General features: G+C 56.3%; 30 protein-coding genes. 5 read left to right on the top strand and 25 right to left on the bottom strand.

The annotated features are described in order from the left end of the window. Positions 1-38 precede the first annotated feature (38 nt). Entirely contained in the window at positions 39-884 is an 846-nt protein-coding gene (locus AABB29_RS03500) for a DUF6473 family protein (RefSeq protein ID WP_373636778.1), read from the bottom strand. Positions 885-1043: 159 nt separating this feature from the next. Between AABB29_RS03500 and AABB29_RS03495 the strand changes: the two genes are divergently transcribed. After that, entirely contained in the window at positions 1044-1919 is an 876-nt protein-coding gene (locus tag AABB29_RS03495) for a 3-hydroxybutyryl-CoA dehydrogenase (protein ID WP_341368268.1), read from the top strand. On the opposite strand, the gene AABB29_RS03490 is transcribed toward AABB29_RS03495, so the two are convergent. Then, complete coding sequence (locus AABB29_RS03490; protein WP_373636777.1) at positions 1916-2521, bottom strand: LysE/ArgO family amino acid transporter; 606 nt, start codon at positions 2519-2521, stop codon at positions 1916-1918. The genes AABB29_RS03495 and AABB29_RS03490 overlap by 4 nt on opposite strands. 91 nt (positions 2522-2612) lie before the next feature. Here AABB29_RS03490 and AABB29_RS03485 point away from each other — a divergent pair, with 91 nt between their 5' ends. Then, positions 2613-3488: a LysR family transcriptional regulator ArgP gene (locus tag AABB29_RS03485; RefSeq protein WP_341368269.1), complete on the top strand. Its 876-nt coding sequence runs from the start codon at positions 2613-2615 to the stop codon at positions 3486-3488. On the opposite strand, the gene AABB29_RS03480 is transcribed toward AABB29_RS03485, so the two are convergent. From AABB29_RS03480 to AABB29_RS03450, 7 genes are read right to left on the bottom strand one after another with little or no spacing between them, the layout of a single operon-like run. Next, positions 3485-4366 (bottom strand): lysophospholipid acyltransferase family protein, encoded by an 882-nt coding sequence (locus AABB29_RS03480; RefSeq protein WP_373636776.1) that lies wholly within the window; start codon positions 4364-4366, stop codon positions 3485-3487. The two genes, AABB29_RS03485 and AABB29_RS03480, sit on opposite strands and share 4 nt — an antisense overlap. A 29-nt stretch (positions 4367-4395) precedes the next feature. Beyond that, positions 4396-4665 (bottom strand): HPr family phosphocarrier protein, encoded by a 270-nt coding sequence (locus tag AABB29_RS03475; RefSeq protein ID WP_341368270.1) that lies wholly within the window; start codon positions 4663-4665, stop codon positions 4396-4398. Further along, positions 4662-5069: a PTS fructose transporter subunit IIA gene (locus AABB29_RS03470; protein ID WP_341368271.1), complete on the bottom strand. Its 408-nt coding sequence runs from the start codon at positions 5067-5069 to the stop codon at positions 4662-4664. Before AABB29_RS03470 ends, AABB29_RS03475 begins: the two co-directional genes overlap by 4 nt. Beyond that, positions 5066-5971 carry an RNase adapter RapZ gene (gene rapZ / locus AABB29_RS03465; RefSeq protein ID WP_341368272.1) on the bottom strand — a complete coding sequence of 302 codons (906 nt, stop codon included), beginning with the start codon at positions 5969-5971 and terminating at the stop codon, positions 5066-5068. The genes AABB29_RS03470 and rapZ overlap by 4 nt, the downstream gene beginning before the upstream one ends. Further along, on the bottom strand, positions 5968-6405 hold the full coding sequence (locus tag AABB29_RS03460; protein WP_373636775.1) for an HPr kinase/phosphorylase: 438 nt from the start codon (positions 6403-6405) through the stop codon (positions 5968-5970). Before AABB29_RS03460 ends, rapZ begins: the two co-directional genes overlap by 4 nt. Beyond that, positions 6406-8142: a sensor histidine kinase gene (locus AABB29_RS03455; RefSeq protein ID WP_341368274.1), complete on the bottom strand. Its 1737-nt coding sequence runs from the start codon at positions 8140-8142 to the stop codon at positions 6406-6408. It abuts the gene before it with no gap. 3 nt (positions 8143-8145) lie between these two features. Beyond that, positions 8146-8847 (bottom strand): response regulator transcription factor, encoded by a 702-nt coding sequence (locus AABB29_RS03450; RefSeq protein ID WP_341368275.1) that lies wholly within the window; start codon positions 8845-8847, stop codon positions 8146-8148. A 305-nt stretch (positions 8848-9152) separates the two neighbouring features. On the opposite strand from AABB29_RS03450, the gene AABB29_RS03445 reads away from it, so the two are divergent. Both AABB29_RS03445 and AABB29_RS03440 read left to right on the top strand, forming a co-directional pair. Next, a complete protein-coding gene (locus AABB29_RS03445) occupies positions 9153-10751 on the top strand; it encodes a phosphoenolpyruvate carboxykinase (protein WP_373636774.1) in 1599 nt (532 codons plus the stop codon). Between the two features lie 10 nt (positions 10752-10761). Further along, complete coding sequence (locus AABB29_RS03440) at positions 10762-11322, top strand: DUF3859 domain-containing protein (RefSeq protein WP_341368276.1); 561 nt, start codon at positions 10762-10764, stop codon at positions 11320-11322. 4 nt (positions 11323-11326) lie between these two features. Here the strand turns inward: AABB29_RS03440 and AABB29_RS03435 are convergent, their stop codons facing one another. From AABB29_RS03435 to folK, 16 genes are all read right to left on the bottom strand, one after another. Beyond that, positions 11327-12097, bottom strand: a complete 771-nt coding sequence (locus AABB29_RS03435) for a sulfite exporter TauE/SafE family protein (RefSeq protein ID WP_341368277.1) — start codon at positions 12095-12097, stop codon at positions 11327-11329. 53 nt (positions 12098-12150) lie between these two features. Next, positions 12151-12876, bottom strand: coding sequence for a DNA repair protein RecO (gene recO / locus AABB29_RS03430; protein WP_341368278.1), 726 nt, complete (start codon positions 12874-12876; stop codon positions 12151-12153). A gap of 80 nt (positions 12877-12956) precedes the next feature. After that, positions 12957-13283 (bottom strand): DUF1491 family protein, encoded by a 327-nt coding sequence (locus AABB29_RS03425; protein WP_341368279.1) that lies wholly within the window; start codon positions 13281-13283, stop codon positions 12957-12959. Between the two features lie 90 nt (positions 13284-13373). Further along, a complete protein-coding gene (gene era, locus AABB29_RS03420; protein WP_341368280.1) occupies positions 13374-14291 on the bottom strand; it encodes a GTPase Era in 918 nt (305 codons plus the stop codon). After that, positions 14288-14968 (bottom strand): ribonuclease III, encoded by a 681-nt coding sequence (gene rnc, locus AABB29_RS03415; RefSeq protein WP_341368281.1) that lies wholly within the window; start codon positions 14966-14968, stop codon positions 14288-14290. Before rnc ends, era begins: the two co-directional genes overlap by 4 nt. Beyond that, on the bottom strand, positions 14965-15813 hold the full coding sequence (gene lepB / locus AABB29_RS03410) for a signal peptidase I (protein ID WP_341368282.1): 849 nt from the start codon (positions 15811-15813) through the stop codon (positions 14965-14967). The genes rnc and lepB overlap by 4 nt, the downstream gene beginning before the upstream one ends. Before the next feature lie 52 nt (positions 15814-15865). Then, the gene (acpS, locus tag AABB29_RS03405) at positions 15866-16267 is read right to left on the bottom strand and encodes a holo-ACP synthase (RefSeq protein WP_341368283.1); all 402 of its coding nucleotides are present in this window, start codon (positions 16265-16267) and stop codon (positions 15866-15868) included. After that, entirely contained in the window at positions 16264-16437 is a 174-nt protein-coding gene (locus AABB29_RS03400) for a hypothetical protein (RefSeq protein ID WP_341368284.1), read from the bottom strand. The genes acpS and AABB29_RS03400 overlap by 4 nt, the downstream gene beginning before the upstream one ends. Further along, entirely contained in the window at positions 16434-16736 is a 303-nt protein-coding gene (locus AABB29_RS03395) for a hypothetical protein (RefSeq protein ID WP_341368285.1), read from the bottom strand. Before AABB29_RS03395 ends, AABB29_RS03400 begins: the two co-directional genes overlap by 4 nt. Next, a complete protein-coding gene (locus AABB29_RS03390) occupies positions 16733-17356 on the bottom strand; it encodes a LysE family translocator (protein WP_373636773.1) in 624 nt (207 codons plus the stop codon). Before AABB29_RS03390 ends, AABB29_RS03395 begins: the two co-directional genes overlap by 4 nt. Positions 17357-17443: 87 nt before the next feature. Next, complete coding sequence (locus AABB29_RS03385; protein WP_341368287.1) at positions 17444-17752, bottom strand: Dabb family protein; 309 nt, start codon at positions 17750-17752, stop codon at positions 17444-17446. Further along, positions 17749-18495: a pyridoxine 5'-phosphate synthase gene (locus AABB29_RS03380; RefSeq protein ID WP_341368288.1), complete on the bottom strand. Its 747-nt coding sequence runs from the start codon at positions 18493-18495 to the stop codon at positions 17749-17751. Before AABB29_RS03380 ends, AABB29_RS03385 begins: the two co-directional genes overlap by 4 nt. 24 nt (positions 18496-18519) lie before the next feature. Further along, positions 18520-19206 (bottom strand): DUF2062 domain-containing protein, encoded by a 687-nt coding sequence (locus AABB29_RS03375; RefSeq protein ID WP_341368289.1) that lies wholly within the window; start codon positions 19204-19206, stop codon positions 18520-18522. A gap of 12 nt (positions 19207-19218) precedes the next feature. Then, positions 19219-21363: a bifunctional (p)ppGpp synthetase/guanosine-3',5'-bis(diphosphate) 3'-pyrophosphohydrolase gene (locus AABB29_RS03370; protein WP_373636772.1), complete on the bottom strand. Its 2145-nt coding sequence runs from the start codon at positions 21361-21363 to the stop codon at positions 19219-19221. Positions 21364-21402: 39 nt separating this feature from the next. Further along, positions 21403-21756, bottom strand: coding sequence for a DNA-directed RNA polymerase subunit omega (rpoZ, locus tag AABB29_RS03365; protein ID WP_341368290.1), 354 nt, complete (start codon positions 21754-21756; stop codon positions 21403-21405). A gap of 148 nt (positions 21757-21904) precedes the next feature. Continuing rightward, positions 21905-22477 (bottom strand): 2-amino-4-hydroxy-6-hydroxymethyldihydropteridine diphosphokinase, encoded by a 573-nt coding sequence (gene folK / locus AABB29_RS03360; RefSeq protein WP_341368291.1) that lies wholly within the window; start codon positions 22475-22477, stop codon positions 21905-21907. A 111-nt stretch (positions 22478-22588) separates the two neighbouring features. Here folK and AABB29_RS03355 point away from each other — a divergent pair, with 111 nt between their 5' ends. Continuing rightward, positions 22589-23161 (top strand): NYN domain-containing protein, encoded by a 573-nt coding sequence (locus AABB29_RS03355; protein WP_341368292.1) that lies wholly within the window; start codon positions 22589-22591, stop codon positions 23159-23161. The last annotated feature ends 65 nt before the right edge of the window (positions 23162-23226 follow it).

The raw sequence follows: 23226 nt of genomic DNA, 5'->3' as shown, positions 1-23226 counted from the left end.
TTTGAACGAAGGCCCGCATTTCGTGCGGGCCTTATTCGTTAGAGCGAATAAAGGTTTTCGCGAATCGATGGGATCAAGGCCGCACTTGCATCCACATGGCAGGCGGCGCCCAACATTTCACTCGCTGCAGCCTCTTGCGAGGGGGGAAAGAACATCCCTGCGGTGCCTTCGCCCAAAGATTCCGCCGATGGGTTTGCCTGAACGACATCCATCACCAAAGGGCGTAATTCGTCGATCATTGATGCGGTGATAAACAACGGGTCTGATTGCAATTGGCCGGCCCGTTCGGACCAATGCAAGTCGTTCATTTCCTCCTCCGAAAACCAAAGCAAGATAGACCGTGGCCCGATTTGGCCAAGCATGTTGCGCATGCGTGCGACCCAGGCCTGCCGAAGCTCCTCCACCACCGTATCAAACCGTTCTAGCGACTTTGCATGCAAATCGCCCAACATGTGGCGGGTGAATGAGAACTGTGAGAAATCAACATCATGATAAATCGCCTGCAGCACGGTTGAGGCCTTTAAGAATCTGTCATTGCGCCGCGGGTGGACGGAATAGAACCTGTTCGACAGGTTATTTGCGCCCATCACCTGGACAACTGTGATATCCGCCCCATTGCAAATTTCCATGATCGTCGGATCATTAACAAAAACATCAATACCGCCGTTCACACAGCCGAAATTGACGCAAGTCTGGCGCATGGCCTTTTCGACCAGTACCGGAAATGGTTTTTCGATGAATTTGCCATAGGTTTCAGTGCCGCCGATAAAAGCCATATAAGGTCGGTCTAGCCGCCGCCGCGGCCCTCGAAACAGCATTCGCGAAGCCCCATAGCGACATGGAGAATAGGACAGATCGCCCGTTTCGATTGCTTCTTGTTTCATAGATCCCACCTTTTGCATTTCAGCGCGCAATGGCAGATTCGTCGAAATCATTTGCGAATTCGCTAACGATGGCATTCGTCTAAATTTTTCGACGTTCCTGCGACTTGAAGCTGCCCCCTGCGCAGGCCTATGCTGCGCAAAGATCAAAGGGGAAAAAGTATGACAATCGCGCGTGTGGGAATTGTGGGCGCCGGGCAAATGGGCAATGGGATTGCACATGTCTTTGCCGCTGCCGGATATGATGTTCTGATGACCGATATCAGCGCCGACGCGTTAGAGACGGCTGTCAAACTGATCGACCGCAATCTTGAACGTCAGGTCAAGAAAGAGCAAATCACCGAAGCCGACAAATCTGAGGCTATGCGCCGTATTGCAACAACGCAGACGCTGACGGATTTAGGGCGGACTGATCTTATCATCGAAGCTGCGACCGAGCGTGAAAAGATCAAAACCGCTATCTTTGAGGAACTGGTTCCGCATCTGAAACCGGATACAATCCTGACCTCGAATACTTCATCAATTTCCATCACCCGTCTGGCCTCGCGAACTGATCGCCCTGAAAAATTCATGGGGTTTCATTTCATGAACCCAGTGCCGATCATGCAGCTGGTCGAATTGATCCGCGGCATTGCGACGGACGAGGCCACGTTCAAAGCCTGCCATGGCGTTGTTGAACGTTTGGGCAAAACATCTGCAACGGCCGAGGATTTCCCCGCCTTTATCGTGAACCGGATCCTGATGCCGATGATCAACGAGGCGATCTACACCCTTTATGAAGGCGTGGGTTCGGTGCAGTCGATTGATACGTCACTTAAGCTGGGTGCGAACCATCCGATGGGCCCGCTGGCCTTGGCTGATTTCATCGGGCTGGATACCTGTCTGGCTATTATGAACGTGCTGCATGACGGCTTGGCGGATACCAAATACCGCCCTTGCCCACTGCTGACCAAATATGTCGAGGCCGGTTGGCTGGGCCGTAAAACCCAGCGTGGCTTCTATGATTATCGCGGGGATGAGCCGGTGCCGACGCGCTAGGCACCCAGCGCCAACTTCGTCGCTAATATCAGCATTGTGATGCCGACAAAGCCGTCAAGCCAGGCCCATGCTTTTGGCTTTGCAAAAAATGGCGCCAACATACGTGCGCCATATCCAAGAACGCAGAAAAACACGCATGATGCGCTCAGCGCGCCAGCGCCAAAAAACCATCGCCCTGCCTCGTAAGTGGTTGAAACAGCTCCGATCAATCCGACGGTATCAAGATAGACATGCGGGTTCGCCCAGGTCAGTATCAATGTGGTGATCAGCGCCGTGCGCAGGCTTTGTACGGCCCCCCCTTCAGTCGTCAGGGCCTCTGTATTCGCGAAGGCGGCGCGCAAAGATCGCAAGCCATAGATGACCAAAAAGACAGCCCCACCCCAGCGCATCACCTCAAGCGCCCAAGGGGCTGCCTTGGTGATCACGCCGAATCCGGCAACACCGCTGAAGATCAAAATAGCCTCTGACAAGCAGCACAACGCGATAACGGGCCCCACATGAGCGCGGCGTAAGCCTTGACGCAGAACAAAGGCATTCTGCGCCCCAATGGCCAGGATCAATGACATCGATAGCGCAAAACCAGCGGCAAAAGCCTGTAACATCAGTGGCCTCTCAGTGTTCTTTTAAGAGGTTGCTAACAGGAGTAAGAATATAAGACTAACGCGTTTTCATGATATGCTATAAGAATTGCTTATGTTTGATCGTGCCTCTCTTGCTGCTTTGGCGGCTGTTTTGGATAGCGGCTCATTTGAGCTGGCAGCGGCGCGGTTGAACGTGTCGCAATCCGCAATCTCGCAACGGATCAAAAAGTTAGAGGATCAGATCGGTACGATTTTGGTACGGCGGACACGGCCTGCGACAGCCACCGAAGCGGGGTTGCGGCTGCAGGCCCATGCCGAAACGTTGAACTTGCTAGAAAGGGATATCACCCTGGAAATGGGGCAATCCCCCGGCCGGTTGGACCGGCCAGTTCGGATTGCCGTAACGGCCGATACCTTGGCAAGCTGGGTTCTACCCGCGTTACCCAAGGAGAAGGGGTTATTTTACGATCTGGTGATCGATGATCAGGACCACTCTGCGGATCTTCTGGTTAGGGGAGAAGTCGCAGCTGCCGTGACATCCCGCAAATCTGCGCTGACAGGCTGCGATGTGATCCCGCTGGGCCCATTGCGCTATGCGGCCTTTGCATCCCCTGCATTCGTCGCCACATATTTCGCCGCTGGTATCACAGCGGATACGTTGCAGCAGGCACCTGCGTTAACATTTAATCGCAAGGACCGTCTGCAGCTAACCTGGGCCTCAAACGTAGCCGGGCAGTCTATCCCAGCTTTGCCGACCCATTACGTCCCATCGACCCAAGGGATCACCGAAGCTGCACGTGTCGGGCTAGGCTGGGCTGTAAATCCATTGCCGCTGGTGCAACCATTATTTGAAAGTGGGGCATTACTGCGTTTGCGGCCTGAAGTGACGCTTGAGACACCGCTGTACTGGCAGGTTCCGCGGCAAAACAAAGCGGGGTTGGCGGGGCTTACCAAAAGCCTGATCGCCTATGCCAGACAGCAGCGCTAGCCGTCTTTCAAAGCAAGCGTCTGTTCGCGCAGCCAAGCCATGAAATTGCGGGGGTCGGTCAAGCGCTCTTTGATTTCATCCTCATCAAAAGCTTTTCCAACAACCGGTTTTTGCGGCTTGCCGCAGGCGTTTACGATTTCATGGATCAACAGACTTTGCCGCAGTGTTGGCGACAGCTGATTGGCGATCTGGTACCAACGTGAATTGGACCCCGGAAAAAAGCAGGGTACGACGCGGGCGCCAGATTTGCGGATCATCTTTGCGGTAAAGAGATTCCATTCATCTTCGATAACGGGGCCAAACATGGTGTTGGACGAAGCCACAACCCCGGATGGAAAAAGCGCGACCATTCCCCCCTCGGCCAGATGATCCATGGCTTTCTTGCGCATCTCGACCATTTTGGCCTGCGCGTTTTCCTCATAAGGGAAAGGGACAGGGATCATGAATTTGCCCGCATCCGGGTCAATATCGGTCAGAAAGGCGCGTGTCAGGATCCTGTAATCTGTTCGGGCGCGGCCGACCAGATCAGCGATGACCATGCCGTCAACCATCCCATGAGGATGATTGGCCACAAGAACGACAGGGCCGGTTTTGGGGATATTGTCAATCTGGGTCTGCGGCGTGATCAAATCGATTTTCATCACATCAAGCGCCTCGCGCCAAAAGGCCTGGCCGCGGATTTTACCCTTTTTCTCGAACTTGCGGATCATGCGGATAATGTGAATCTTACCCGTGAACCACTCGATGGTCTTGATCACATTGCGCTTAAAGGCGCTGTCAAAGCTACCCGAATACGTCAGGCTGCCACGGTCATAAACGCGGGGGGCGGCATCGCCGACAATCGGCGGAGTTTGAATTTTCCGGGTTGTCTCGGTCAATTGGCTGATCCCCCCTACCGCATCACAGATCAGTCATCTTCGCCGAACTTATCGGCCACGAGGGCCGCGATCGCCTCAGATAGTGCTTCGGCCTCAGGACCACGTGTTTCCACGTCAATAAAGGTTCCGATAGAAGCTGCCAACATCAAAAGCCCCATGATACTATCGCCGCTCGCGCTTTCACCATCTTTGCTGATCGTCGCGTCGGCATCAAAGCCTTCAACGACTTCGACCAGACGGGCAGAGGCGCGGGCATGCAAACCCTTGATATTCTCAATCTTAAGCCGGGATGTTGTCATGTTGGGCTCCCGCCGTCCTGCACGCCGTTATGGCTATTGATATATTTATGGGCTGCCACAATGGCGGCTTCGACAGCATCCGGCACGCTGCGTTTGCGCGATTTGGCCAGTTTGATCAGCATGGGCAAATTAGCACCGTAAAGAATGCGCCGGTTTTCGGGGCTGCAGGCCCGCAGCGACAGGTTCGAAGGCGAGCCACCAAACATATCCGTCACAATGACCACGCCCGCGCCCGTATCGACGGTATCAGCCGCGTTACAAATTTCATCTTGTTTTTCGGCCCGGTCATCTTCAGGACCGATGGCGATACTGATCATGCCGGGCTGTTTGCCCACAACATGTTCAACGGCCGCTAAATATTCGCTAGCCAAACCACCATGCGCCACAATGACGATACCAATCAAACCGGATGCCCCTTGCTCGCTTGCCCATCGCGGCGTTCCATTTCTCGGTGGCGTTTAGACACTTGCCATCCGTCCTGTGCAAGGGCTGATGCCATATGTTCGACCATTGCGACCGAACGGTGTTGCCCTCCGGTACATCCAAAGCCAATGGACAGGTAGGATTTACCCTCTTCCTGATGGGCTGGCAGAAGCAGATCGATCAATGCTTTCACCCGTTCGGTGAAAGGGGCAAAGCGCGGATCGGCGGCGACATAGTCCGCCACGGCTTGATCGCGCCCATCGGCGCTGCGCAAATCGGCTTCCCAATGGGGGTTCCGCAGGAAACGGCAATCCATGACAATATCCATGCCGCGTGGCAGCCCGCGCTTGTAGGAAAACGATTGCAAAGTGACGCCAAGCTGCCTGCCATCGCCGGTGGCGAACCAATGATCTATTTCGGCACGTAAATCATGCGGTGTCAGCCCGGTTGTGTTGATCAAAACATCCGCCCGGGTGCGTACCGGCATCAGCAAATCGCGTTCCTTTGCGATCCCGCTCAGCGGTGGTCCTGCCGGGGCCAGCGGATGGCGGCGGCGTGTTTCAGAATAGCGGCGGACCAGTTCTTCCTCATCCGCATCAACATATAGCACCTGCGGATCATGATCGGGGTCCGCGGCAAGCTGGTCGATGATTTCGATCAGTGCGTCGACACCGAAATCCCGATTGCGCACGTCCAGCCCCAGCGCCAGCGGCCGGCTGGGGGGCGGTCCGTCCAATAGGCGGGGCAGCAGGGACAGGGGCAAATTGTCTATCACCTCATATCCCAGATCCTCAAGAACGTTGATCGCGGTCGACCGTCCGGCGCCCGATGGGCCGGTCACCAGCACGATGCTGGGGGCGTTGTCAGAGGTGCTATCGGTCATCTGTCGTGGCTCCGGCCTGCTTTGAGATATTGCAGGATCGCTGGGGCGAAATGTGCACCTGAAATACGGTTTATCAAGGGCAATGCGCATCCAAGGCAGCTGTAACTGTGGCGCTCTGGCAACCGTGACGTTTCGTCAGTTTCAAGATCGACCACCAGAACGATGAGGGTCGGGGGGGCCATATCTGCATGAAGCAGTCCGACACCGCGCGCCTCGATCAAGCCTGTGATCGTTGGTGGGCAGCTGGCGATGATACCGTCCCCGCGCCGTTCCAGCCTGACCTGATCATCGGCAACCAGTTGGCAGCCATAGGCCATCAACGTCAGGGCGAGCGCAGATTTCCCGCAGCCCGAAGCCCCCTTGATCAGCACGCCCGCTTCGCCCCAGGCAACGCAGCTTGCATGCATTGTCATGCCCGCAGCGTTATCCGTCATCTAAAGCGGCAGCCCCACAACAAAGCGCGCGCCAAGCGGTTCAGATGTTGGGTCGGCATCAGTGGGCCGGATGTTCTCGGCCCAAATTACACCGCCATGTGCCTCAACAATCTGTTTTGAAATCGCCAGACCCAAGCCGGAATTATTACCAAATTGCTGTTCAGGACGCTCAGAGTAGAAACGCTGGAAGACTTTGGTAAGGGCATCATCTGGGATGCCGGGGCCGGTGTCTTCGACGACGATCAACACACGGTTTTCGCGGGTCCGAGTCCAAACCCGGATCGCGTCGCCTTGTTCACAAAAGGAAATCGCATTGGTGATCAGATTGACAAAAACCTGGGCAAGTCGCCCTTCCAACCCTTGGACTTCGATAGGCTCTTCGGGGATATCCGCGACAAAGTCGATCCCTTTGCTTTTGGCGTCTTTGCCCAGAAACTCGATAATATTTCCAAGCATCGTGCCCAGATTGAAAGGCTCTTCTTCCTCTTTGACCAGCTCGCTATCGAGGCGGGACGCGTTTGAGATATCGCTGACCAGCCGGTCCAGACGTTTGACGTCATGTTCGATGACCTGCAGCAGCTGTTCGCGCTGATCATCCCGTTTGGCGACCCGCATTGTGCCAACGGCTGACCTGAGCGACGCCAACGGGTTCTTGATCTCATGGGACACGTCTGCTGCGAATTGCTCATTACCCTCAATCCGCTCATAAAGCGCGGCAACCATCGCGCGCAGCGCACCAGACAGACGCCCGATTTCGTCAGGTCGGGCGGTCAGATCGGGGATATGCACGCGGACGGGTGACATTTTGCGTGCGTTTTTATCCTGACTAATCTCAGCCGCGGTGGCCAGATCTGCCAGTGGGTTTGCGATCGTCGAGGCCAGAACAAGGCTGAGGCCGATACTAATCGCCATGCCGACCAAAAACAGGCGCAAGACTTGTTCGCGCTCTCGCCTGACCAGGCTGTCCACCTCACCGGCCGCGGTACGGGCCGCGATGACCCCAAGCGCTGTATCGCCACGCATAATAGGTGTCGTGACGATAAAGCTGGTTGTCCCGCCGATATCCGACGCTTCAAGCTGCGTGCCAGCGGCAATGGCCTTGCGCACGCTTTCTTGCGACAGGGCAATAAGCTGCTCTTCAGCCGACGTATCATCACCGCCGAATGATACAAGGCCGATGAAGCCATCCCAGGTATCGGCTAAAAAGTCGGTAATAATCGTATCGCCAGTTTGCAACTCAAGCTGCGCTTGCTGTTCGGCGTTCAACGTACCGGTTGCTTGGGCAACCACGGTGGCGTCTGGGGCAAAAACGGATACTTCAACACCGCCACGCAGGTTCAGACCTGTCAGTGTTGCCGTTGGATTTATGCCGTCGGCAGTAACAAGATTAACGGGGGCAACCGATGGAAGTTGCGCCTCAAAAACGTCCGCAATCAGCTGGGCTTCGTTCATCAGGCCTGCAGCACGTTGATAGGCCAAACTATCCCGGGATGGATTGAGATACAGCACACCAGCAATCAGCAGGATCAGGGCGATCAAGTTGAAGGTAACGATCTTACGGGCAATCGGCGAGCTGCGCAGCGCAAAAAGACCGCGCCGCCTGGTGTCGGTCCGGCTAGAGCGTCGATCAACAACCTCAGGATCAACCCAATCATCGCCGATGACCAGATCAGGCGAACGCGCTGCTTCGCGTACGGACCGCAGATCACGTACGTCAATTTTTGGCGCGGCGGTCATGCCTTACTCTTCGTTGTATCGGTATCCGATTCCATAAAGTGTCTCGATCGCGGAAAACTCGTTATCGGTATTACGCATTTTCTTGCGCAAACGCTTAATGTGGCTGTCGATCGTCCGGTCATCCACATAAACTTGGTCATCATAGGCGACATCCATCAGCTGATCACGGCTTTTTACAAAACCGGGCCGTTGGGCAAGCGCCTGCAACAACAAAAATTCCGTCACGGTCAGCGAAACATCCTGACCCTTCCATTTCACCGCATGGCGCAGGGGATCCATGACCAACTCGCCGCGGACCATAACCTTGGTCTCTTCGGTTTCTTCGATCTCTTCGCCGGCAATGGCGTCTTGGCGGCGCAATAGCGCACGGATACGCTCGACGAGCAGGCGTTGCGAGAAAGGCTTCTTAACGTAGTCATCGGCGCCCATCCGCAGGCCAAGCACCTCATCGATTTCGTCATCCTTGGACGTCAGAAAGATTACCGGCATCGATGTTTTCTGGCGCAACCGTTGCAGCAGATCCATCCCGTCCATGCGGGGCATCTTGATATCCAGAACAGCCATGTCAGGCATGCGTTTATTAAAGGCGTCGAGCGCGGCCTGACCATCATTATAGGTCTCGACCTCAAAACCTTCGGCCTCCAATGTCATTGCGACAGAGGTAAGAATATTCCGGTCATCATCGACCAACGCGATTCGAGACATGCTTTTGTTTCCTCAACGGCCACGGGTGTACGGGTTTGGGCCCTGCTGTTGTGCAGTTTTCATCTTTTTAGCCAAACGAATCAATCCCTAACTCCACGGCTGCCACAATATTGCCTTAATTGGTGGATTTTTCGTGCCCCCCAGACCGGTATGGCAGACCCGGACCCGGCTCAGGCGAACTTGGTTGCGCTAACATCAAATTGGTTGCGCTAACGTCGGTCCGGTGGGCTATCCGGCCTTAAAAAATTGGTGTTATGGAGAACGCATCGCAGGCCATCCCGGCCATATCAAAAAGGAGCGAACCCATGGACCACGGTACGGTCAACCCCACGATGAAGCTTGAAGACCAAGGCATCACAGGGCTGGGTTATGTCTATTATAACCGCTCTGAAGATGAATTGCAGACCGCTGCCGTCGCGGCAGGCGAAGGCGTGACCGGTCAGGGCGGGACATTTTTGGTGACAACCGGCAAGCATACGGGCCGATCACCAAAGGATAAATTTGTCGTCGCGACCCCGTCAGTGCAGGATACAATCTGGTGGGAAAATAATCCGCCAATGGATCCCGCGAAATTCGACGCGCTCTACGCGGATATGCGCGCCCACATGAAAGGCGGCAACTACGACGTGCAGGACCTTTTTGCAGGGGCTGATCCGGCGCACCGGCTCGATGTGCGTGTGGTAACCGAACTGACCTGGCACAGCCTTTTCATTCGGCACCTGCTGCGCCGCCCTGATGCGTCCGAACTGGCGGGATTCACACCTGACTTCACGATCATCAACTGCCCCAGCTTCAAGGCCGATCCGGTACGTCATGGCTGCCGGACGGATACGGTGATCGCCCTTAATTTCGACGCCAAGCTTATCTTGATTGGCGGGACCGAATACGCGGGCGAGAACAAGAAATCCGTCTTTACATTGCTGAACTACCTGCTGCCCGAAAAAGGGATCATGCCGATGCATTGCTCGGCCAATCACGCGCCGGGCAATCCGGTGGATACTGCCGTGTTCTTCGGGCTTTCAGGAACCGGGAAGACCACATTATCGGCTGACCCAAGCCGGACGCTGATCGGCGATGATGAACATGGCTGGTCGGACCGGGGGACCTTCAATTTTGAAGGGGGGTGTTATGCGAAGACAATTGGGCTTGATCCCAAGGCCGAGCCCGAGATTTACGCCACCTGTACGATGCCGCATACGGTGATCGAAAATATGGTCTTTGATCCGGAAACGCTTGCGCTGGATTTCGAAGATGACAGCCTGACGGCCAATATGCGCTGCGCGTATCCGCTGAATTATATCTCAAACGCATCAGATAATGCGCTTGGGGGGCATCCCAAGAATATCATCATGCTGACATGTGATGCGTTTGGGGTGTTGCCACCGATCGCGCGGCTGACACCGGCGCAGGCCATGTATCATTTCCTGTCTGGCTTCACATCCAAAGTCGCCGGGACAGAGCGGGGCGTGACCGAACCCGAACCGACATTCAGCACCTGTTTTGGCGCGCCTTTCATGCCGCGCCGGCCAGAAGTTTACGGCAACCTGCTAAGGTCCAAAATCGCAAGCCATGGGGCAACCTGCTGGTTGGTTAATACAGGTTGGACAGGCGGAGCCTATGGGACCGGTCAACGCATGCCGATCAAAGCCACGCGCGCCTTGTTGGCCGCAGCGCTCAATGGGACGCTCAGCGAAAGCACATTCCGCAAGGATCCGTATTTCGGCTTTGACGTGCCAGTCTCTGTTGCGGGTGTCGACGATAAATTGCTCGACCCGCGTGAGACTTGGTGCAACAAGGATGCCTATGATCTTCAGGCGACAAAACTTGTGCGCATGTTTAGCGACAACTTTGAAAAATACGTCCCGTTTATCGATGAGGACGTCAAAGCCGCTGCAATCGGGTAAATCCTGTAAGATGGGTTTCAATCCATCTTACCTTCTCTTCGCTTGTTTGCTTTCCCTTATCGGGCATGGGGCATCGGCGGATCTGTCGATTTCGACTGTGCCGGTCAGCGACGATATCATCAGCCTCGAGGCCGGGATCCTTTGCCCACCCGAAACGGTCGGCACAAACCCGGCCCCGGGCACCATTACGGGTGCGACCCACGTGATTGCCGAAAGCCCACCCTTTGCGGCAAATATCCGGCAAGTTCCGGCGACGTTGGGGCTTGCCTTTGGGATCAAGGCGCAAACCCGGGTGCCAGGCGGGCTAAACGGCATCACCATGACAATCACCCACCCGCCCATGGGGCCAGAGAAAGTGTCAGAACAAAGCTTTACCTCGCGGATCAATGATGACGATCCGTCGCTGACCTTCTTTCAATTCGATCACAGCTATGAGCTGGTCGAGGGCGAGTGGAGCATGATGGTGACCCATGCTGATATGCTCTTGTACAAGGTCGATTTTACGGTGCTGCCGCCAGAAGCACTGCCCGAGATCGCCGGGCTTTGCGGGTATCTTGATCTGCTGTCGTAACGCGTCAGCCCATTAGCCCGCGCCGGATCAGATTGAGACCGGCGATGATTAAAACCCATAAAGTGGCGCGGCGAAACTTGTCCTGATCAAACCGGTCCCCCAATTTGAACCCAAGCCACATCCCCAGCATCGCCGGGACAACCATTGCCGCCGACAGGGGCCAGGTTTGCCCATTCAGAACGCCCGATTTTAGATGGCCCAGCAGCAACATGACCGAACCCAGACCATAGATTACCCCTTGGATCGACATTTGCCGATCTCGCGGCGTGTCCAATGCGAGCAGGTATAACACCGTTGGTGGTCCCCATGTGCCTGCCAGCCCGCCCAAGATACCGGACAACGTGCCCGCCATCCATTCAAACGGGCGGCGCCAACTTGCGGATATGGACGGCCGCCATCCCGCTAACTGCACGGCACAAAGGCCCACGACAGGCACACCAAGGACGACGAACATACCATTTGTCGGGATGCTGGTCAGAAACTGGGCCGAAATCAGAATCATGATGCAAACCAGCGAAATATAGCGCCAATGATCGCGTATGGCCTGCCTGGCGGGGGCGAGCCCCGATCGCAGAACTTGCAGCCCGTTGCCCAAAAGAATCGGCAGAACGATGCAAGCTACGACCAGCTGCGGCTCAATCAAAATACCCATACCGGAAATCATGATCAGCGGCATCGCAAAACCAACAGCGCCTTTCACAAAGCCGCCGATGAATGTGACGCAAAATGCAAAAATCAAAAGGGCAGGGGGCAAAAGGGAAAAACTATCAGCCATGCGTTTTCTTAAGCCCGTTTTGCCTTGGTTGATAGTTCAATAGCGGCGGCCGATCATAATCGTGCGATCGCATGCAGCAATCTGTCCCGCGCCGGCGGCACAGGACGGTCGCCCAGGCTCTTGACCAAGCGATGCTCGATAAAGAAACCCGTGGTGCCAAGGGCGGCAATAATCTCTGAATTTGAGGCATCACCCATCCCGGTAAGAACCGGGGGCAAAGGAAGCAGCCGGTCCGCCCATTCGCCGGCGCCTGATCGGCTGACGGCCCGTCCGGATTTGGGTGAGACATAGGCAAGATCCTCATTCACGCCGCGCACCGCACAGCCGCTGAGATCCAAACCAAATCCCATTTCTTCCAGCAGGGCCTGTTCCCAACGCAAATAGGCCAGCGGCCAGACCTCAGATTGGCCCAAAAGATCCAACAGACCCATCGTGCGTTCGTAGAAAGCTGGATAAGGCGCGCGTTCTGGCAGCACATGAGCCAACAAGCCGCAGACGGCATTCAACCCGGCCAAGGCAAGCCGATCTGACATGGCAATGGCCGCGCGGCTTCGTAAGGGTTCCAATGTGAACGCGCCCAGATGATCGTCTAACCGTGCCTTCCAAACGGCTGCGACCTGTGTGCCAGGTTGTAGATTGGGGGCGGCCTTGCGGCTGGCGCCGCCGCGAACAACGCCAGCATGGCGACCATGCGCCGCGCTGAACAGCTCGACAATCGCCGCGCTTTCCCCAAAGGGGCGGGTGGCCAAGATCGCCCCTTCATCACGCCATTCAATCATAAAGCCAGTATCGTCAGGAATAAGGCGGAAAGGCAATGCTGGATGGAAGACCGGACTCCCCCGCGCAGAGCGCATAAAAGTTATTCAAGTCCGGGTTCATCCAACAAATGACGGCCCTGGCGATCCTCGACCTCGATGACCCAAAGGTCAGGGTCAAAGCCGGATTGTTTGGCAATAGATGCATCCACATCCGTCTCGGCACCTTCGGCCAAAACGACCCAAACCCGTTCTCCTGACATCAAATCAAAGCTGCGTTGATAACAAACAGCCTCGCCATCCAGGGTATTGAGCTTGACCAGCACCGCGCCCGCCGTCCCGTCACCCCGGCGCACAACAAACGCGGGAATATCTTGTAATCGAAGCCGAGTCAGATAGGCCGACACCCATATGTCGGCGGTCAGTTTCATGGGTGCGGCCGTCCCGGGCTTGACCCGGGACCTCGACCGAGGCGGTGTTGGAGGTCCCGGGTCAAGCCCGGGACGGCGCAGCACATGTCGCTAGGCGTTACCATCTTTGAAATCCAGCCCCATTTCCGAATAACGCTCGGATTCTTCCAGCCAATTCGGACGGACTTTGACCTTCACAAAAAGATGTACGCGACGGCCCAGGAATTCTTCCAGTTCCAACCGGGCCGCTTGACTGATGGCTTTGACGGTTTCACCACCCTTGCCCAACACGATGCCCTTATGGCCGTCACGGGCCACATAGATCAGCTGGTCGATCCGGGCCGCGCCATCTTTGCGTTCTTCCCAGCTTTCGGTTTCAACCGTCAGCTCATAGGGCAGTTCTTGATGCAGGCGGAGGGTCAGCTTTTCACGGGTAATCTCAGCGGCGATCATGCGCATGGGCAGATCTGCGATCTGGTCCTCGGGGTAAAGAAACGGGCCTGCAGGGACTTGTTGGGTCAACCATCTGCGCAGCGCGTCGCAGCCATGACCCCGTTCGGCCGAGATCATAAAGGTTTCGGCAAAGGGATAGGCATCATTCATGTCCTTGGTCAGGGCCAAAAGGACCTCTGATTTGACCTTGTCGATCTTGTTGATCGCCAGGGCCACGGGCGATTTGCCTGCACGTTCATCCAATGTTTCAAGGATCGCTTTGACGCCATCTGTCATGCCGCGATGGGCCTCAATCATCAGGACAATGACATCAGCATCGGCGGCGCCGCCCCAGGCGGCCGCCACCATGGCCCGGTCTAACCGGCGGCGCGGTTTGAAAAGGCCCGGGGTGTCGACAAAAATCAGCTGGGCGTTGCCATCCATCGCCACACCGCGAATGCGCGCGCGTGTGGTTTGCACCTTATGGGTCACGATGGACACTTTCGCGCCGACCATACGGTTCAGCAGTGTCGATTTGCCTGCATTCGGCTCGCCGATCAGGGCAACAAAGCCGGCTTTGGTTGCAGTATCTGTCATGGGTTTACTTTCTCAAGCAATGCGGATGCGGCGGCCTGTTCAGCCTGCCGCTTTGAGCCCGCAGTGGCTTGTTCGGACGGGCCAGAGGCCAGGCGTACTTCGATGGTGAAAACAGGTTGATGATCCGGCCCAGTGCGGTTGATTTCAACGTATTGCGGCGGGACTTCGCCCCGGGCCTGGGCCCATTCCTGCAACGATGTTTTGGCATCGCGGGCATCGGCAGCCACATTATTGATCCGGTCTCCCCAAAGACGCAAAATAGCGCGGCGGGCTGGATCAAAACCGCCATCTTCGTAGATTGCCGCGATCACAGCCTCCATCGCATCGGCCAATAATGCCTCTTTACGGCGGCCACCGGATTTCATTTCAGACCGGCCCAGTTTCAGAACGGCACCCAGATCAATCTGGCGGGCGACATCGGCGCAGGCCTCGCGGCGGACAAGGGCGTTGTAACGCGGGGCCAGCTGGCCTTCGGGGGCGTTCGGATCGGCTTTCAGCAACGCTTCGGCCATGACAAGGCCGAGCACGCGATCACCTAAGAACTCAAGACGCTGATTGTCGTCCCGGTGCGGGCTGACCATCGAAGAATGCGTCACCGCGCGCACCAACAGTTCGGGCTGCAGAAATGTATGGCCCAAACGCCCGGAAAAGGCTTTCAGTTCGCCTGAGAGCTTCAATCGAGCGCCTTGAAAAAACGGTCACTTCGCCAGGTCCAGAAGGCGAACATTGAACGGCCCGCTGATGACAAAATCACGCGGTCTGCGCGGCCAATCAGATCCTTGCGGTCCACAAAGCCAACGCCGCCACTGCGTTGCGAGACGCGGCTATCGTTGGAATTGTCGCGGTTGTCACCCATGAAAAAGAATTGATCGGCGGGGACAGTGAAAACGCCGGTATTGTCGGTGCGCTGTGTGCGGATGTTCAAGATCGAATGCGATACCCCGTTGGGCAATATTTCGATCTGGCGTTCCTTGACGCAATCGGCGCCGATCCCGGTTGTCGTGTTGCATTGCGGCTGGGCGCGCAGCGGCCCTTGCAGTTCAAAGGTTTCGACAAACGGTTCGACATCGGCAACCTCAACAGGTTCATCATTGATGTAAAGCAGCCCGTCTTGCATCTGGATGCGGTCGCCGGGGATCCCGATCAGACGCTTGATGAAATCCTGCCCGGTGACCGGGTGACGGAATACAACAATATCGCCCCGCTCGGGGTCCGCACCAAAGAGCCGGTCTTCATAATCTTCAAACCAGCCGCAAAAGTCATCTGCGCCCAGGTCAACACCGATCTGTGGAATACGGATTGAGGGGCAGGATGCGTAGGAATAGCCATAAGCCATTTTATTGACGAACAGAAAATCGCCAATCAGCAGCGTGTCTTTCATCGACCCTGATGGGATCCAGAAGGGCTGAAAAAAGATCGTCCGGAACACGCCGGCGATGACCAACGCCCAGAAGATCGTTTTGACGGTTTCGACAATCCCGCCAACAATCCCTGTTTTCTCGGGCTCAGTTTCTTCGGCCATTGCCTGATCCTTTGTTTGTTGAATGGCTACATGCGGCGGCGCGCAGGTTCTGTCAAGCGATGGGGCGCGCCTCGATCACCACAAAGGCCTGTGCCCATGGGTGATCATCGGTCAAAGTCACGTGAATAACGGCCTCATGCCCCGGCGGGGTCATCTGATCAAGACGATCTTTGGCCCATCCGGTCACATGCATGATCGGCTGGCCAGTGGACATATTGGACACAGACATGTCTTTCCAGGAAATACCCATGGCCAGACCGGTCCCAAGCGCCTTTGAACATGCCTCTTTTGCGGCCCAGCGTTTGGCATAGGTTCCGGCCACGTCCTTGCGTCTGTTGGCCTTGGCCTGTTCAACTTCGGTGAAAACGCGGTTGCGAAACCGATCACCAAACCGATCCAGCGTGCCTGCAATCCGTTCGATATTGGCCAAATCAGTGCCAACGCCTAGGATCATGGGCGAAACGCCCCGAGGCTGGGTTGAATTTCGCCACTGGCTTGGTTGATGACAACCGTAAGGGATCTTTGTGGAAACTGCCCGTTATCGGGATCAAAGACATTGACAGGAAGGGTCAGAATCAATCCGCGTGCTGGATCATAATCAGCCTGCAAATCGGCAAAGGTCATGCCTGCAAAGCCAGCCCCACCGGTATGCCCGATGACGGCACATTGGCGCGATCCCAGATCATCAAACGGGGGGAGAGAACCATCAGATACGCAAAGCCGGCGGCGGGCTCGATTGTATCCAATGCCGCGACCCGCACATCGCCATTGGCAAAGGTGCGGCTGTTTTCTTCCCAAGGTTCGACCAGGTGTTGGGCCGAGGCCTGCCAATCGCAGGGGATCGCTTCCTGCGCTGCGGCTGGGGTCATCGCGGTCAGATATGCCAATAACACAGCAAAGCTGCGTCGCCCCGAATTGGTCAAGATGTCTGTCCTCTTGTGAATAACAGCGCCATACCAGCGGCGCCGAATAACAGGCCAAACGTGGCCTCAAACCATCTGCGGGCACGTACATATGCGCGGATCATGTGGTCAGATGAAAACAAAAAACCATAGCCAAAAAAGACAATGCTTGATGCAGTGATCAACACACTAAATGTTTGCCAAATCTGGGCGGGCGGTGCGGATGGTGGAACCGCGACCGCAAAAACGGCCCCCCAACCCAGAATAGCCTTGGGATTGGTCAAATGTATCAGCGTGCCTTTCAACCATAATTGCCGCAACCGGGTGGCGCCAATAGCGGCGACAGGGACTGTCGCGCCGGGTTTAAGGGCCGCCCGCAGCGCTTTATACGCCAGATAAAGCAGGAAAACGGCGCCGACATAACGCAGGGATGTAAACAGCCATGCATGGGCCAGCATCAGCGCGCTCATGCCCAAGGCAGCGGCCATGCCCCAAAACGCAGACCCGGTGACAACGCCACCGGCGACCGCCAGTCCGGCAGGCCGCCCACGTTGCATCGCAGTTCCTGCAATGGCCAATGTCGCAGGCCCCGGGCTACCGCCGCCTACCATCCAAGCAACAACAAGAAGGACCATCTCCATGCGTTTTTCCTTAGACTTTGTTTGGCGCCATGCATTTGGCGCGGACCCGCACAGGGCAATGCGACGCGTATCGCAATGTCCAATCAATCAGATTTCAATATCCGCCACAAAGATACCATCTGCGCCGCCCTTGCACAATGCAACCAGCCGCGCGCCAAGTGCCTGGTGACGTGTATCGCCCGCGTAGCGTTGTAATGCTGCGTGATCGGTGAAGGTGCAGATAAACCCATAACCAAAATTGGCCGACTTTTGTTCAAAGTCGCGGTTGGGACCGTGATCAAAACCCGTCAGCCCCTCCAGATCGCGCGACAACTCAGCCAGACCCTGCATAACTGACACAAGTTCTGGTGCATCATGACCGGCCTTGAGATCCAGCAAAACAACATGCCGGATCACGCGCGGGCCGCTTCCATGATTGTGCGCATCTGTTGGATCGCTGGGCCCAGACCTTGAAAGATGGCCTCGCCAATCAGGAAATGGCCGATATTCAATTCGGCCACCTGGGGCAGGGCGGCAATGGGGCTGACGCAATCAAAGGTCAGCCCGTGACCGGCATGAACTTCAAGGCCCAGATCATCAGCAAAGGCGGCCATATCGGTGAGGCGGGCCAATTCAGCATCGCGGTCGTCAAAACGGCCTTCAGCATGGGCATCGCAATAGGCGCCGGTATGCAGTTCGATGACCTCGGCGCCAATCCGGTGGGCGGCTTCGATCTGACGCTGGTCGGCAGCGATAAAGATCGACACGCGGCAACCGGCATCACGCAAAGGGGCAATATAATGGGCCAGCGCGTTTTCTTCGCGGGCGACTTCCAGGCCGCCCTCAGTTGTGCGTTCTTCGCGTTTTTCGGGAACGATGCAAACGGCATGGGGCTTGTGACGCAGGGCGATTGCCTGCATTTCGGGTGTCGCGGCCATTTCAAAATTCAGCGGACCTTGCAATGCAGCCATCAACCCATCGATATCGGCGTCGGTGATATGGCGGCGGTCTTCGCGCAGATGGGCGGTGATACCATCGGCACCGGCCTCTTCCGCCATGATGGCCGCACGCACCGGATCGGGCACCGCACCGCCGCGTGCATTGCGCACGGTTGCTACGTGATCGATATTGACGCCCAGGCGCAGTTTCTTCGCTGTCATCTGCAGGTTCCTTTCCCCATCAGCCTAGGACGTTCCAGCCGGACCGTCATCCTCTGCGGGTGGTTTTTTTGTGAGTCGGTCCAGCTTTTGCTGCAAGGCTTTGCGGCGCCGGTTTTGATAAGCGGTGATCACCGGAACCGAAAGGTAATAGGCAAGCCCGCCGCAGATGACCCCGGGAATAATCCCGCCCACCATATAGGGAAAGAAAATGTCCCAATAAAAATCGATAAGGCCGCGCCAATGGGCCTTTGCCGGGGTGAAAATGGCCCAGATATTGTGGGTAATATCCGAAAAAGCGTGCCCAAATCGGCAGCCAAGGGTGCAGTAATTGGGATGCGCGATACGGCCGAAGCCAAGCAAGGCGGGATTGAATGGAATGCCCAGCAGCCAATACCCCGTCCCAAGCGAGGCAACGCCAATCGGGATATAGGTCAAAGGATTTCCAAAGAATGTGGCCAGCAAGGCGGCCAGGATATTGCCGCGCATCAGCCGGGCCAGCAGGGCTGCCAGGATGAAATGCAGCCCGTAGAATGGGGTGAACGCCACGAAAACGCCCGCCGCAATCCCGCGCGAGATTTTTTCAGGTGTATCCGGCAAGCGGCGCAGCCGGTGTTTGACATATTCAAAGGCCCGGGACCAACCGCCGCGCGGATAGATGAAATCGACCACGATCCGCCAGATCGGCCGCCTATCCCTGCGCTTGAAAACCACTTTACCTTTTCCTTAGCTGGCCGAAGTTGTGCGCTCTGCACCAACAAGACCGGGATCGCGATGACGCTGCACGGATGAAACGTTACTCTCAGCCTCTAGCGCCGTCATGATACGGTGCAGATGTTCGGCATCGCGCAAATCCACATCAATCAACAATCTAAAGTAGTCCGGTTTCCGGTCAATGAAGCGCAAGTCAGAGATATTGGCTTCCTGTTCGCCGATCAGCGTACAAATGCGGCCCAACACGCCCGAAGAATTGGTGATCGTTGCATCAAATGTGACAGTGTTGACGGCGCCATGGGTGCCTTCCTGCCAGTGTAGATCAACCCAGCGGTCAAGCTGATCTTCGAAATCCACAAGGGCAGCGCAGTCGATCGCGTGCACCATTACGCCCTGACCGCGATAGGTGATCCCGACGATCCGCTCACCAGGAACGGGCTGGCAGCAATTGCCGCGGCGTTGTACCTGGTCGGGGGTAAGGCCCAAAACAGCGCGCCCGGCTTCGATCTCATCGCCATGCTTTGCCTCAAGTTCGGGATAAATGGCGCGGACAACAGCGCGCCCGGTCAATTCGGCACTGCCTAGCCGGGCCAACAGTTCCTCGACATTGGCGATGGCCAGGGCCTTAGCGGCAGTGCGCAGGGCCTTTTCTGTGCTGCGTTTGCCAACATTTTCAAACGCGACGCGGGCCAGTTCGCGACCGAGCCTGACAAATCGCTCGCGATCTTCCTCGCGCAGTGATCGGCGGATCGCTGTTTTGGCGCGGCCCGTGACCGCGATATCAATCCATGTCGCTTGGGGGGTCTGGCCCTCTGCGGTGATGATCTCAACGGATTGGCCGTTTTTCAGCCGGGTCCACAATGGAACCCGCAACCCATCTACTTTAGCACCGACGCAGGCCGCACCAATGCGGGTGTGGATCGCGTAGGCAAAATCAATCGGGGTGGCCCCGCGCGGCAGCTTGATCACATCGCCCTTGGGGGTAAAGCAAAAGACCTGATCCTGATACATCTCTAGCTTGACGGCCTCGAGAAATTCTTCGTGGTCCTGATCCTCGTCCAGACGATCCGTTAGGGATGAAATCCAGTGGACGGGGTCGACCGCAAAGCGGTTTTCGACCCGTTCGCCATTCTTGTAAGACCAATGGGCGGCGACGCCGGTTTCGGCCACCTCATGCATTTCGCGAGTGCGAATTTGGACCTCAACCCGTTTGCCATCACGGCCGGACACGGTTGTATGGATCGACCGGTAGCCATTGGATTTCGGCTGGCTGATGTAGTCCTTGAAACGGCCGGGCACCGCCCGCCAGCGTTGGTGAATAGCGCCCAGAACGCGGTAACAATCGGCCTCAGTCGCGACAATGACACGAAAGCCGTAAATGTCAGACAGACGGCTGAAACCCTGATCTTTTTCCTGCATCTTGCGCCAGATCGAATAGGGTTTCTTGGCACGTCCGATCACGTCTGCTTCGATACTCGCTTTTTCCAGCTCGACGCGCATATCAGCGGTGATCTTTTGGACGACATCTCCCGCCTCACGCTGGAGGGTGATGAAGCGGCGGATGATCGAATTGCGGCCCTCAGAGTTCAGAACGCGGAAAGACAGATCCTCGAGCTCTTCGCGCATCCATTGCATACCCATGCGGCCAGCCAATGGGGCAAAGATATCCATGGTCTCCCGGGCCTTCTGGGCCTGCTTTTCGGGGCGCATGGATTTGATGGTGCGCATGTTATGCAAGCGGTCGGCCAGTTTGACCAAAGTCACACGCAAATCGCGGCTGGTGGCCATGAACAGCTTGCGGAAGTTCTCGGCCTGTTTGGTCTGGGTCGACGTTAACTGCAGGTTGGTCAGCTTGGTGACGCCATCGACCAATTCGGCGATCTCGCGGCCAAAGCGTTTTTCAACCACGCTGAAAGAGGCCTTGGTATCCTCAATCGTGTCGTGCAGCAGGGCCGTGACGATAGTGGCGTCATCCATCTGCTGTTCGGCCAGAATGCCCGCAACGGCAACAGGATGGGTGAAATAAGGCTCACCCGAATGGCGAAATTGGCCTTCGTGCATTTCGGCACCAAAGAAATACGCATCGGCCAGAAGCGCCTGATTAGAAGAGGGGTTGTAGGTACGGACCGTTGCGATCAGATCATCAGCAGTCGTCATCTGGTCCGTGCCTATCCATGTCAGGCCGGTATCGCGGCCCTAGCGTTGACCCTGCGCATCCATCAACGCGCGCAGCAGTTTTTCTTCGGACATATCGTCTTCAACCGGTTTGTCAGTTTCTGCGCCCATCAAAAGTGACATGCTATCCTCTTCAGGCTCATCCACTTCGATCTGGGTCTGGTTGCTTTCGATCATGCGCTCGCGCAGGTCATCGGCTTGTTGGGTCTCTTCGGCAATCTCGCGCAGGGCAACAACAGGGTTCTTGTCATTGTCGCGGTTTACCGTGATGGCAGCACCGGCCGACACCTCGCGCGCACGATGGGCCGCAAGCATCACCAGCTCAAACCGGTTAGGAACTTTATCGACGCAATCTTCTACGGTGACGCGGGCCATGGACGTACTCCAACATGCAAATGGGGGTCAGAAGTGGCCTAAGTAGAACGTCTGCCCGATATTGACAAGGGGTTCTGGCCCCAGAAAGCATGGTATGTCAGGGCAAATTTCTAGAAATTTGCCCGGCGCCGCGACCTGAGCATGCGAATCAAGTTAGCAAAACGACGCTTGAACGATCTTCCTCTGGGCAGGCATCGCGCAACTGCGTCACGGTCAGATCGAGTAAAGGATGATGCCAGTCGGGGGCAATATCGGCCAGGGGGACCAGTACAAAAGATCGGTCTTGCAAGCGGGGATGGGGCAGGATCAGCTGATCGGGGGCGATACTGGCCTGCGCGCTCAGCGGCAAATCGCGCCATTGGGCGTGGGTCATGGCATCGGGGTAGACATCTGCGCCCAGGGCAATCAAATCCAGATCTAGGCATCGGGGTTGCCAGCGCTGGTCGCGGATGCGGCCTGCATCCGCCTCAATTTCGTGCAAAGCGCCCAATAACGGCTCAGCAGACAGCTTCGTGAAAAAACGGCAGGCCATATTCACGAAGTCTGGACCGGCGCCAGGCGGAAAGGCGGGGGTGCCATACAGGGGGCTGGACAGGACCGGACCAAGCGCCAATTTTTGCAGGGCCTGGATAGACTTTTGTACAGTTTCCGCAGGGTTACCCCAATTTGAATTCGCGTTACTTCCTAATGCAATAAGCGCTAAGCGGCCAATCTCGTCCATTTTCAACACTTGCCAGATAAGGTGAAAAGAGTACATTACGGGTTGTCTCGCGACATGCAAGCCACTCAGCAGACCTCAGTATTGCGGGACAAACATTTGGAAGGAAATTTTATGTTTTACCGGGACGAGCGCTTAGCGCTTTTTATTGATGGATCGAACCTCTATGCGGCGGCAAAGTCGCTTGGTTTTGACATCGACTACAAGCTGCTCAGGCAGGAATTCATGCGGCGCGGCAAAATGTTGCGCGCATTCTACTACACAGCACTGCTCGAAAACGACGAATACTCACCGATCCGGCCGCTGGTGGATTGGCTGCACTACAATGGTTTCACCATGGTCACAAAACCGGCCAAGGAATACACCGACAGCATGGGGCGGCGGAAGGTCAAAGGGAACATGGATATCGAACTTGCGGTCGATGCCATGGAACTCGCGCCGCATGTCGATCATGTGGTGCTCTTTTCCGGCGATGGGGACTTTCGGCCATTGATTGAGGCGTTGCAGCGCAAAGGCGTGCGTGTCTCTGTAGTGTCCACAATCCGCAGCCAACCGCCGATGATCGCCGATGAATTGCGCCGTCAGGCGGATAACTTCATTGAGCTTGACGAGCTGCGCGATGTGGTCGGGCGTCCGACCCGTGAGCCGCGCGTGGATGAACAAGAAGAAGTGACCGAAGAAGGCTAAAGCCTGACGGAAGATCGCGCATGCCAGACAGAGAATGGCGTGCGCGCATCGCGCGCTCCTTTTTG

This window comes from Yoonia sp. BS5-3 (assembly GCF_038069655.2).
GTDB classification, from domain to species: domain Bacteria; phylum Pseudomonadota; class Alphaproteobacteria; order Rhodobacterales; family Rhodobacteraceae; genus Yoonia; species Yoonia phaeophyticola.
Note: the sequence above shows the minus strand (reverse complement) of the source record. Positions and strands in the feature narration are given on the sequence as shown.

Bases quoted from the DNA above. Each gene is read 5' to 3' on its own strand.
- AABB29_RS03500 (WP_373636778.1), bottom strand. From the start codon at position 884: ATGAAACAAGAAGCAATCGAAACGGGCGATCTGTCCTATTCTCCATGT.
- AABB29_RS03495 (WP_341368268.1), top strand. From the start codon at position 1,044: ATGACAATCGCGCGTGTGGGAATTGTGGGCGCCGGGCAAATGGGCAAT.
- AABB29_RS03490 (WP_373636777.1), bottom strand. From the start codon at position 2,521: ATGTTACAGGCTTTTGCCGCTGGTTTTGCGCTATCGATGTCATTGATC.
- AABB29_RS03485 (WP_341368269.1), top strand. From the start codon at position 2,613: ATGTTTGATCGTGCCTCTCTTGCTGCTTTGGCGGCTGTTTTGGATAGC.
- AABB29_RS03475 (WP_341368270.1), bottom strand. From the start codon at position 4,665: ATGACAACATCCCGGCTTAAGATTGAGAATATCAAGGGTTTGCATGCC.
- rapZ (WP_341368272.1), bottom strand. From the start codon at position 5,971: ATGACCGATAGCACCTCTGACAACGCCCCCAGCATCGTGCTGGTGACC.
- AABB29_RS03460 (WP_373636775.1), bottom strand. From the start codon at position 6,405: ATGACGGATAACGCTGCGGGCATGACAATGCATGCAAGCTGCGTTGCC.
- AABB29_RS03455 (WP_341368274.1), bottom strand. From the start codon at position 8,142: ATGACCGCCGCGCCAAAAATTGACGTACGTGATCTGCGGTCCGTACGC.
- AABB29_RS03450 (WP_341368275.1), bottom strand. From the start codon at position 8,847: ATGTCTCGAATCGCGTTGGTCGATGATGACCGGAATATTCTTACCTCT.
- AABB29_RS03445 (WP_373636774.1), top strand. From the start codon at position 9,153: ATGGACCACGGTACGGTCAACCCCACGATGAAGCTTGAAGACCAAGGC.
- AABB29_RS03440 (WP_341368276.1), top strand. From the start codon at position 10,762: ATGGGTTTCAATCCATCTTACCTTCTCTTCGCTTGTTTGCTTTCCCTT.
- AABB29_RS03435 (WP_341368277.1), bottom strand. From the start codon at position 12,097: ATGGCTGATAGTTTTTCCCTTTTGCCCCCTGCCCTTTTGATTTTTGCA.
- recO (WP_341368278.1), bottom strand. From the start codon at position 12,876: ATGATTGAATGGCGTGATGAAGGGGCGATCTTGGCCACCCGCCCCTTT.
- AABB29_RS03425 (WP_341368279.1), bottom strand. From the start codon at position 13,283: ATGAAACTGACCGCCGACATATGGGTGTCGGCCTATCTGACTCGGCTT.
- era (WP_341368280.1), bottom strand. From the start codon at position 14,291: ATGACAGATACTGCAACCAAAGCCGGCTTTGTTGCCCTGATCGGCGAG.
- lepB (WP_341368282.1), bottom strand. From the start codon at position 15,813: ATGGCCGAAGAAACTGAGCCCGAGAAAACAGGGATTGTTGGCGGGATT.
- acpS (WP_341368283.1), bottom strand. From the start codon at position 16,267: ATGATCCTAGGCGTTGGCACTGATTTGGCCAATATCGAACGGATTGCA.
- AABB29_RS03400 (WP_341368284.1), bottom strand. From the start codon at position 16,437: ATGACCTTTGCCGATTTGCAGGCTGATTATGATCCAGCACGCGGATTG.
- AABB29_RS03390 (WP_373636773.1), bottom strand. From the start codon at position 17,356: ATGGAGATGGTCCTTCTTGTTGTTGCTTGGATGGTAGGCGGCGGTAGC.
- AABB29_RS03380 (WP_341368288.1), bottom strand. From the start codon at position 18,495: ATGACAGCGAAGAAACTGCGCCTGGGCGTCAATATCGATCACGTAGCA.
- AABB29_RS03370 (WP_373636772.1), bottom strand. From the start codon at position 21,363: ATGACGACTGCTGATGATCTGATCGCAACGGTCCGTACCTACAACCCC.
- rpoZ (WP_341368290.1), bottom strand. From the start codon at position 21,756: ATGGCCCGCGTCACCGTAGAAGATTGCGTCGATAAAGTTCCTAACCGG.
- folK (WP_341368291.1), bottom strand. From the start codon at position 22,477: ATGGACGAGATTGGCCGCTTAGCGCTTATTGCATTAGGAAGTAACGCG.
- AABB29_RS03355 (WP_341368292.1), top strand. From the start codon at position 22,589: ATGTTTTACCGGGACGAGCGCTTAGCGCTTTTTATTGATGGATCGAAC.